The sequence below is a fragment of the Phenylobacterium sp. genome (assembly GCF_036501465.1).
GTDB lineage: Bacteria > Pseudomonadota > Alphaproteobacteria > Caulobacterales > Caulobacteraceae > Phenylobacterium.
Map to the genome: position 1 here is coordinate 1 of NZ_DASYAF010000035.1, position 8,899 is coordinate 8,899.

Consider the following 8,899-nt stretch of genomic DNA (forward strand, 5'->3'; position numbering starts at 1 on the left):
AAGGCGAACTCGGCCTGGAAGCGGGTGTTGACGAAAACCAGCGCGATGCGGGCGCGCTTGATGACCTCATAGACCTCGGCCATGGCGTGGTGGGCGGTGTGGCCGGCCCAGGGCACCTGGCCCTCCGACAACAGCATGTCCACCACCGGCGGCGCGCCGGCCGCGCCCAGGACCAGGTCGACCTCGGCGCGCGGCGTCGGCGCCATCCAGCGCTGGATCACCGCCGGGTCGTCCACCGTCGCCGACAGGCCGACACGGCGCATGTTCGGGGCGAACTGCTGCAGCCGGGCCAGATCGAGCGCCAGCAGGTCGCCGCGCTTCGACGGCCAGATCGAGTGGACCTCATCGACGATGACGCAGGCCAGGGCCTCGAAATAGAGCCTCGCCCCCTCCCAGGCGCAGAACAGGGCGAGCTGCTCGGGCGTGGTCAAAAGGATGTCGGGCGGCTTGACCCGCTGGCGCTGGCGTCGCGCCATGCCGGTATCGCCGGTGCGCGACTCCGCCTTGATCGAGAGCCCCATCTCAGCGATCGGCGCCATCAGGTTGCGCTCGATATCGACCGCCAGCGCCTTCAGCGGCGAAATATAGAGGGTGTGGATGCCCGGCGGGGTGTTGGGTCGCGGTCGCGTCGCCAGCTCGATCAGGCTGGGCAGGAAGCCGGCCAGGGTCTTGCCGCCGCCGGTCGGCGCGATCAGCAACGCATCGCGGCCGGCCCTGGCCTCGTCCAGCATGGTGAGCTGATGCGCCCGCGGCCGCCAGCCCCGCGCGGCGAACCAGGCGTCGAAGGGCGCCGGGAGTTCGGTCTGGGCCTGCGCGCCGTCCATCCTGCCGCTATATCATGTTCGCGTTCTGTTTCCAGGGCGGCGCTCATTGCGACGCCACGAAACGGCCTTGGCTTTGGGGGATAGGCAGAATTTGCTAGGCTTAGTCCGACCGCGGCCACCGGAGGGCGCGCCCAATGGACCTGAACCAGCGGTACTGGGCGTTCCTGAGCTACAGCCACACCGACAAGGCCTGGGCCGACTGGCTGCATCGGGCGCTGGAGGCCTATCCGGTTCCGCGCCGGCTGGTCGGCCGCGAGACCGCCGTCGGCGGGGCGCCGCGGCATTTCAAGCCGATCTTCCGCGATCGTGAAGACCTGGCCGCCGATCCCGACCTGATGGAACGGGTGCAGAGGGTCCTGGAACGCTCGGCCTTTCTGATCGTCATCTGCTCGCCCGACGCCGCCGCCTCGCCCTGGGTCGAGAGCGAGATTGTCCGTTTCAAGCGGTTGCATGGCGAGGGTCGGGTCCTGCCGGTGATCGTCGCCGGCGAGCCCTTTGCGTCCGATGAGGCCCTGGAGTGCTTCCCGCAAGCGCTGCGCTTCCACTTGGACACCGAAGGTGCGGTCGGGACCGTGCCCGCCGAGCCGGCGGCGGCGGATCTGCGGCCCGAGGGCGATGGACGCCGGATCGCGCTCCTGAAGCTGCTGGCGGGCATGCTGGGGTGCGGCCTCGACGAACTGATCCGGCGCGACGCCCAGCGCCGACATGGGCAACTGCTGGCGATCACCGCCGCCTCGCTGGCCGGCATGGTGCTCATGGGCGGGCTGACGGCGGTGGCGCTGGCCGCGCGCCACGAGGCCGAGACCCAGCGGGCCCAGGCCGAGGGCCTGATCGAGTTCATGCTGACCGACCTGGGCCGCAAGCTGGAGCCGGCCGGCCGCCTGGACCTGCTCGACGACGTCGCCCAGCGCTCCATGGCCTACTATGCCGCTCAGAACGGCGCCCAGCTGGATGCCAGCTCGCTGGGGCGCCGCGCCCGGGTCCTGCATCTGATGGGCGACCTGCGCGAGAAGCGGGGCGACCTCGACGTCGCCATGGCCTTCTTCCAGCAGGCCGCCAAGAGCACCGCCGAACTGCTCGCCCGCCAGCCCGACGATCCGCAGCGCATCTTCGACCACGCCCAAAGCGTCTATTGGCTGGGCGACATCGCCCAGCGCCGCGGCCAGCTGGAGCAGGCGCAAACCCAGTTCCAGACCTACAAACAGCTGGCCGATCGGTTGGTGGCGCTCGATCCGGCCAAGGACGCCTGGCGCGCCGAAGCGGCGTATGCGGACAACGGTCTCGGCGTCGTGCTTCTGAAACGCCACCATGCCGACCAAGCCGCGGAGGCCTTCGCGAGCGCGCTGCAAATCCTTCAGGCCAGGGCGTTGGCCGCGCCGCGGGATCGCGACCGGCAGTGGGATCTGGCCCAGATGCATGCCTGGAGCGCGGATGCGGATCTCGCTCGTGGACGCCTGGCAGCGGCCATGACCCATCGCCTGACGGAGCGGTCGATCTATGACGCAATGCAGGGCGGTCGGCCGGCCGACGCCGCCACGGTCTATTCGCATGCGATCAACCGGCTGAAGGTCGCGGCGATCCTGATGGCCCAGCACCAGCCCGCTGCCGCGGTGCGCGAGCTGACCCAGGCGTCCGCCGAGATCGGGCCGCTGATGATCGCCCAGCCGGACGTGGTCGACTATCGCGAGGACGCGGCCAGGATCGATATCCTGCTGGCCAGGGCCCGCCTGGCGCAGCACGATCCGGACGCGGCGAGCGCCGCGGCCGGTCAGGCCTTGAGCCTCGCCGAGGCCCTGGTGCGCACGGACCCCTCGGACGTGGACTGGCAGGGGCCGTTGCTGGGCTCCGCGCGCGTTGTCGCGATCCAGGCCACCGCGGAGCAGGCGCGGGACGCCGACGCCCGTCGCCTCGCCCTGCAACCGGCCGTGGACGAAGCTGCGCGCCTCTCCAGGCTTGTCCAGGCGCTGCCGCATGACCGGGACATGGCCCAGGCCGCGGCCGAGGCCGAGCTTCTGGCCGGGGACGATCTGGACGCCGCCGGCCATGTGGACCAGGCGCGCGCGGCGTGGGTGGCGGGCGTGCAGGTCCTGACCCACGCCCAGGCCGACGGTCCCGACCCACTTGACGCCGACAGCCAAGCCGTCATGGTCAAGGCTGAAGCGCGGCTCGCCTCGTCGAGTACATCCCGCCGCTAGGCCGCCGCGCCCAGGATTTCAGTATCGAGACTGGTTTGCCCTCCGCGTATCCTCGAATTTTCAACTGAACTGGCGACTTCATGGTCAAGGTAGCAGAAGCGACGATCATAACCTTAAGCGGCACGGCGCCGAACTACGTCGCGAACTTCAAACCCAGCCAACGCATGCATAAACGCGGGCATATATGGCTCGCGAACGATCCGCCGCCCTTGACGATCACCTTTACACTCGCTGGAAACTTTACCTTCTACCTTGGGGGAAATGGTCCAATGTTTCTGGGTCCAAACTCGGGACAATTGGACTCGTTTAAGACATGTGGCGGCGTATTTTCGGACCTCACAATAAATAGTGACGCCTCTATTTCGTTCACCGTTGAGAAATCTGACGCTGGAAAGTACTTCTATCTACTTAACTTGGTAGACAGCGGAGGAAATCGGTTTCCGATAGCCGACCCGATCATCGTCAACCGGTGACGACAGCTGGCAAATACAGATTCGCACTCCTGAGCGCGGCCCTGGTTGTCGCGCTCGGCCTCTTCGGCTGCTCGCCCACTGGCGGCAATGTCGCGGGAAGCGCTCATCCGAGCGCGGCGTCAAGCGCCCAGGCGGTATCCGCCAGCGGTCCCGCCGTCAGCAGTCCGCCCGCTCAGGAGGTGGCGCTCGAGGATGACGGCGGCACCTATCGCATCCCAGTGCTGATCAATGGCGCGATCAATCTGAGGTTCACCATCGACAGCGGCGCCTCCGACGTCAGCATACCGTCGGACATCGTCGCCAAGCTGGTCCAATCCGGCAGTGTCACCCAAGCCGACTTCATCGGCCGGCAGACCTTCGAGCTGGCCGACGGTTCGACCGTCCCGTCAGCGGTGTTCAGGATCAAGAGCCTGAAGGTCGGCAACCTCGAACTGCAAAACGTCACCGCCTCGCTGGCCAACGCGAACAGCCAGCCGCTGCTGGGGCAGAGCTTCCTGTCGCGGCTGTCGTCCTGGTCGATCGACAATCAGCGGCACGCGCTGGTTCTGAACGCCGCGGCCAGCGACAGTTCTGGGCTGCCCGCGGCCGAGCCCGGATTTGTCATGTCGGGGCCGCACGGCGGCGACATGCAGACGGACACCGGTCCCGCCGACTCCGCCGTCGACGGCGGCGCCGCCCAGTCGGACGCCAATTGACGAACGGCGACGATCCGGAGGCCATGGCTTACACGATTTCAATCTCGGGAACCTCCGGCGCCGGCAAGACATCGCTGGCGCGCGCCGTCGCCGAGCGCCTGGGCGGGGCGGCGCTGCTTCACTTCGACGATTACGAATACCCGGATGGCGCGACCATCTACCCGGATCTCGAGGCCTGGATCGCCAGCGGGCTGCCGGTCGCCGCGCACGCGGGGACGACGCTCGCGGGCGAGGTCGCGCGGCTCCGCGCCGACGAGAGCATCCGACACCCGAAGACGGACGGGGTCATCGGGCCGACGCCGTTCCTGGTGATCGAGGAGCCGTTCGGCCGCGCCCGTCCGGCCATCGCCGCCTTCATCGACCTCGCCGTGGTGATCGCCACGCCCGCCGCCATCGCCCTGGCGCGCCGGATCGGCCGCGACCTTGGCATGACCTCGCCTGACCGGAAGACCGAGGAGATCGTCACCCAGGTCCGCGGCTACCTCGGCTGGTACGCAGGCAACGGCCACGCCTTCTACGAACGCATGGTCGACCTCGCGAAACTCAACGCCGATCTGATCGTGGACGGAACGCGCCCCATCGCCGAACTCGCCCAGACGGTCGCCGACCGCGCAACCGCGGCGGCGAGCCAGCCGTAGATCACTCCGCCGCCCACATCCCGGGCAGCCCGCGATACCGGCCGGCGGCGTCCAGGCCATAGCCGATCAGGAACCGGTCGGGAGCGGACCAGGCGGTGAAGTCGGGTTCGCGGGCGCGTGCTTGCGGCCACGGCTTGGCGGCGAAGACGGCCGAGAGCACCTCGCGGGCGCCGGCTTCGGTCGCCAGGCGCGCGGCCTCGGCCAGCGAAAGGCCGGAGTCGATCACGTCGTCGATCAGCAGCGCCTGGCGGCCGTGGAGCGAGCGCTGCAACGGCGCGCGCAGCTCGACGCGGCCGGTGCTCTGGCGGCCGTCTTCGTAGGAGGAAAGCCACAGCGCGTCGAACAGCGGATGGCGGCCCTTCAGCGCCAGGGCCCGCATCAGGTCGGCGGCGAACCAGAGTCCGCCGGTGAGCAGGCAGATGGCCACCGTCTCGTCGTCGACGCGGGGGGCGATCCTGCCGGCCAGCGTCTCGACGCGGCGTGCTACGTCCTCGGCCGTCAGCAGGGGCTCGAACCCCTCGACCCGAAGGTCAGCCATTGGGGCGAAGAGCGTAGGGCGAGGTCTGCGGCAGGGGGGTGGCATTCTGCACCGGGCCGGGCGGCAGCGCCGCCGGCGGCGCGACCGGCGCGGGGCGCAAGGTCATCACCGCGGCCGTGCGATTGACCGTCGCGGCGGGCTTGGGCTTGGCGCGTTTCGGCGCGTCGAGCACGAAGGTGATGTCGACATTGGCGGCGCTGGCGGGCGGATCGACCACGTCGACCAGGAAGTGGCGCGCCTCGCCGGGCGGGATCTGCGCCCCGCCCGGGTCGGCGATCTTCACCGCGACTGCGTGTCCCGAGGCGTCCAGCACGCTGATGCGCAGCGGCGGCGCGACCACGGGGTGGTCGCGCACATTGCGCAGCGCCCCGCTGACCGCCAGCACCGCGTGGCCGTCCTTCAGCGCCGGCTGGGCGTGCTGACCCTCGATGGTCAGCCCGACCAGGTTTACCGGCAGGCCGGCCATGGCGTAGGCCCCCGCGGCGCGCGGCCAGATGGTCGAAATGTCCTGGCGCATCAGCACCGCCAGGCCGAGCACGAAGATGAAGCCGGCGACCAGACCGGCCCAGACCACGCCGCTGGTCGCCGCCTCGCGCACCTTCTCCTTGGTCTGAGCCTGGGCGCGGAAGACCTTGGGCAGGGCTTCGGCGGGCAGGTCGCGCAGCATGGCCGCGCCCGGCTCTGGCGTTGGCTTGGCGAAGGGCTCGTGCGCGACGGCCCCGGTTTCCGGATGATCGACGAGATCGAGTGGCGCGTCGGCCCTGGCTGTCCAGCGTACGCCGCAGGAGCCGCAACGCACGGAGCGTCCGGCTTCACCCAGGCGCTCATCCTCCACAAAATAGCGGGTGGCGCAGTCGGGACAGGTCAGTATCATGGCCGGCGAATCGGATGCATGCGCGCCCTCCGCAACGAGGTCGCCGATTTCGGCCCCCATGTCCAGAACCGCCGACGCCGGTCCCCCTTTGAGTGAGTTGGTTGAGCCCCCCGAGCCCAATATGGGGCCGGTGGTCAGCTTCGCGGGCGTCAGCCTGGGCTATGGCGGCGGGCCGGAGGTCCTCAAGGCGCTGAATTTCGACCTGGAGCCGGGGTCCTTCCATTTCATCACCGGGGCCTCGGGCGCCGGTAAGACCTCGCTCCTGCGCATGATCCAGATGGCGCTCAGGCCCACACGCGGCGTCATCACCCTGTTCGGGCGCGACACCACCAGCCTGCAGCGCGCTGAATTGCCGCTGCTCCGTCGGCGCATCGGCATGGTCTTCCACGACCGCCGGCTGCTCGACCACCTGGACGCCTTCGACAACGCCGCCCTGCCGCTTCGCCTCGCCGGCGCCCGATTGCCCGACTATCAGGCCGACGTGGCCGAGCTTCTGGCCTGGGTGGGCCTGGGAGACCGGATGCATTCGACCCCACCGCAACTGTCCGGCGGCGAGCAACAGCGCCTGGCCATTGCGCGGGCCGTGGTCGGGCGGCCGGATCTGCTGATCGCCGACGAGCCCACCGGCGATGTCGATCACGAAATGGCCATCCGCATCCTGCGCCTGTTCGTCGAGCTGAACCGGCTGGGCACCACCGTGCTCATCGCCACCCACGACGACGACCTGGTGGCGCGCTCCGGGCGCCCGGTCATGCATATCGAGGGCGGCAGCCTGCGCCGCATTTCCAGCCGCGGCGCCGTCGCTTGAGCGGGCCCGCGCCGATCTCGCGCCGGCCGCCCGCGCCGCTGCTGCCGGCCGAGGACGCCCGCGACGGCGCCCTGGTCTTCGTGGTCACCATCCTCTGCTTCATCGCCTGCCTGGCCCTGGTCTCGGCCCTGGCCGCCAACCGCACCGCCCACGGCTGGCGCACCGAGCTGAAGGGCTCGGCCACCGTGGTGGTGCGCCCCGGCCCCAACGAGACCCCCGACGCCGCCGCCGCCCGCGCCGCCGATGCGCTGGCCGGCGTGCGCGGCGTCGGCGAGGTCGAGGCGCTGGAAAAGGAAAAGGCCGAAGCCCTGCTCGAACCCTGGCTGGGCAAGGATCTGCCGGAGGACCTGGCCATACCGCGCCTGGTCACCGTCGACCTCGACGCCAAACACCCCGCCAGCGCCGCGGCCATGGAGGCGGCGCTGCAGGCCGCCCAGGTCGACGCCACCGTCGACGACCACAGCCTGTGGCTGAAGGACATATTGCGCGCCGGCCTGCTGGCGCAGAGCGCCGCCATCGCGGTCGCGGCCCTGATCGTCGCCGCCGCCGCCGCCGTCATCGCCTTCGCCACCCGCGCGGGCCTGCAAGCCCGCGGCGACCTGGTCAGCGTGCTGCACCTGGCCGGCGCCGAGGACGGCTTCATCGCCGCCCTCTTCCAGCTCCGTTTCGGGCGCATGGCGGCGATCGCCGGGCTGATGGGCGCGGGCGCGGCGGCCATCGTCGCCGGGCTGTTCCGGCTGATCGGCGGCGAGGCGGGGCTGATGCCGGTGCTGCCGGTGGCCTGGAGCGATCTCTTGCCGCTGCTGGCCTGCCCGATCGCCGCCGGCGCGGTGGCGGCGATCTCGGCCAGGACCACGGCGCTGTCGCTGCTCAAGGAGATGACGTGAGGAGCGCGGCCATCCTGCTACTGGTCGTGGTGCTCTGGGCCGTGGGCCTCTGGGCTTTTTCGGTCAGGGTCGATCAGTCGACGCCGCCAGCCGATCCCGCGCCCGCCGACGCGGTGGTGGCGCTCACCGGCTCGTCCAACGCGCGGATAACCGCCGCCATGAAGCTGCTGGAGGACGGCAAGGCGACCCGGATGCTGGTCTCCGGCGTCAATCCCCAGGCCAGCCGCGCCGACATCAAGGGCGTCGCCAAGGCCACGCGGCGCTATTACGACTGTTGCGTCGACCTGGGCTTCCAGGCCACCGACACCGTCGGCAATGCACGCGAGACGCAAGGCTGGATGCGGTCCAAGGGCTTCAGGTCGCTGATCGTGGTGACCTCGGACTTCCACATGCCGCGCGCCATGCTGGAGCTGCACGAGGCCTTGCCGGACGCCAAGCTTACGCCCTATCCGGTGAAGACCGAGGATCTGGATTCCGGACACTGGTGGAGAAGCGGGGACGGGGCGCGGCGCATGATCGTCGAATACTGCAAGTATCTGGTCATCCTGGCGCGGGAAGCCTTCCTCAGCCTGGGACCGAAGGCGCATCCCGCGCGGGCCGGCCCGGCTTCGCCATCGGGAAATGCGTCGGCGCGGCTCGGATCCACCGCCTTCGTCATGGCCCGTCTTGTTCGGGCAACCCATGATCGCCGTCGAACGTCCGTGTTCATGGCTCCGCCGCTCCCGCGGGGAATGACGGATTTCAGTGCGGTGAGGCCGGCGTGATCCTGCTCCGCTCGCTCGCCTTCACCTTGGCCTTTTATCTCTGGACCCTGCTGGCGGCGATGGCCTTCCTGCCGGTCCTGGCGGGGCCCAGGCGTTATGCGCAGGGGTCGCTGAAGGTCTGGGGGGCGGTGGTCACCTGGTTATTGCGGGTCATCTGCGACGTGCGCGTCGAGGTGCGCGGGCGCGAGCACATCCCGATCGGC

9 protein-coding genes and 1 pseudogene are annotated in these 8,899 nt (G+C 69.8%); 7 read left to right on the forward strand and 3 right to left on the reverse strand.

Features of this window, described 5'->3' with window-relative positions; genetic code table 11:
* The coding region (locus VGL85_RS03570; protein WP_331586059.1) for a DEAD/DEAH box helicase at positions 1-824 on the reverse strand (824 nt) is incomplete at its 3' end.
* A 134-nt stretch (positions 825-958) separates the two neighbouring features.
* Between VGL85_RS03570 and VGL85_RS03575 the strand changes: the two genes are divergently transcribed.
* From VGL85_RS03575 to VGL85_RS03585, 3 genes are all read left to right on the forward strand, one after another.
* Positions 959-3,019 (forward strand): TIR domain-containing protein, encoded by a 2,061-nt coding sequence (locus VGL85_RS03575; RefSeq protein WP_331586061.1) that lies wholly within the window; start codon positions 959-961, stop codon positions 3,017-3,019.
* Positions 3,020-3,488: 469 nt separating this feature from the next.
* Entirely contained in the window at positions 3,489-4,187 is a 699-nt protein-coding gene (locus VGL85_RS03580; protein ID WP_331586063.1) for a retropepsin-like aspartic protease, read from the forward strand.
* 23 nt (positions 4,188-4,210) lie between these two features.
* Positions 4,211-4,825: a hypothetical protein gene (locus VGL85_RS03585; protein ID WP_331586065.1), complete on the forward strand. Its 615-nt coding sequence runs from the start codon at positions 4,211-4,213 to the stop codon at positions 4,823-4,825.
* 1 nt (position 4,826) lies between these two features.
* Here the strand turns inward: VGL85_RS03585 and VGL85_RS03590 are convergent, their stop codons facing one another.
* The gene (locus VGL85_RS03590; RefSeq protein WP_331586067.1) at positions 4,827-5,363 is read right to left on the reverse strand and encodes a phosphoribosyltransferase; all 537 of its coding nucleotides are present in this window, start codon (positions 5,361-5,363) and stop codon (positions 4,827-4,829) included.
* Positions 5,356-6,237, reverse strand: a complete 882-nt coding sequence (locus VGL85_RS03595; RefSeq protein ID WP_331586069.1) for a DUF3426 domain-containing protein — start codon at positions 6,235-6,237, stop codon at positions 5,356-5,358. The genes VGL85_RS03590 and VGL85_RS03595 overlap by 8 nt, the downstream gene beginning before the upstream one ends.
* A 121-nt stretch (positions 6,238-6,358) precedes the next feature.
* Here VGL85_RS03595 and VGL85_RS03600 point away from each other — a divergent pair, with 121 nt between their 5' ends.
* The 4 genes and pseudogenes from VGL85_RS03600 to VGL85_RS03615 form a co-directional block, all read left to right on the forward strand.
* The gene (locus VGL85_RS03600) at positions 6,359-7,045 is read left to right on the forward strand and encodes a cell division ATP-binding protein FtsE (protein ID WP_331586071.1); all 687 of its coding nucleotides are present in this window, start codon (positions 6,359-6,361) and stop codon (positions 7,043-7,045) included.
* A complete protein-coding gene (locus VGL85_RS03605) occupies positions 7,042-7,932 on the forward strand; it encodes an ABC transporter permease (protein WP_331586073.1) in 891 nt (296 codons plus the stop codon). The genes VGL85_RS03600 and VGL85_RS03605 overlap by 4 nt, the downstream gene beginning before the upstream one ends.
* On the forward strand, positions 7,929-8,696 hold the full coding sequence (locus VGL85_RS03610; RefSeq protein ID WP_331586075.1) for a YdcF family protein: 768 nt from the start codon (positions 7,929-7,931) through the stop codon (positions 8,694-8,696). Before VGL85_RS03605 ends, VGL85_RS03610 begins: the two co-directional genes overlap by 4 nt.
* A pseudogene (locus VGL85_RS03615) lies at positions 8,693-8,899 on the forward strand (1-acyl-sn-glycerol-3-phosphate acyltransferase); the annotation flags it as partial. The gene VGL85_RS03610 and the pseudogene VGL85_RS03615, both read left to right, overlap by 4 nt.

Excerpts from the sequence above, each read along its gene's own strand:
- VGL85_RS03575 (WP_331586061.1), top strand. The coding sequence starts at position 959 with ATGGACCTGAACCAGCGGTACTGGGCGTTCCTGAGCTACAGCCACACC.
- VGL85_RS03585 (WP_331586065.1), top strand. The coding sequence starts at position 4,211 with ATGGCTTACACGATTTCAATCTCGGGAACCTCCGGCGCCGGCAAGACA.
- VGL85_RS03590 (WP_331586067.1), bottom strand. The coding sequence starts at position 5,363 with ATGGCTGACCTTCGGGTCGAGGGGTTCGAGCCCCTGCTGACGGCCGAG.
- VGL85_RS03595 (WP_331586069.1), bottom strand. The coding sequence starts at position 6,237 with ATGATACTGACCTGTCCCGACTGCGCCACCCGCTATTTTGTGGAGGAT.
- VGL85_RS03600 (WP_331586071.1), top strand. The coding sequence starts at position 6,359 with ATGGGGCCGGTGGTCAGCTTCGCGGGCGTCAGCCTGGGCTATGGCGGC.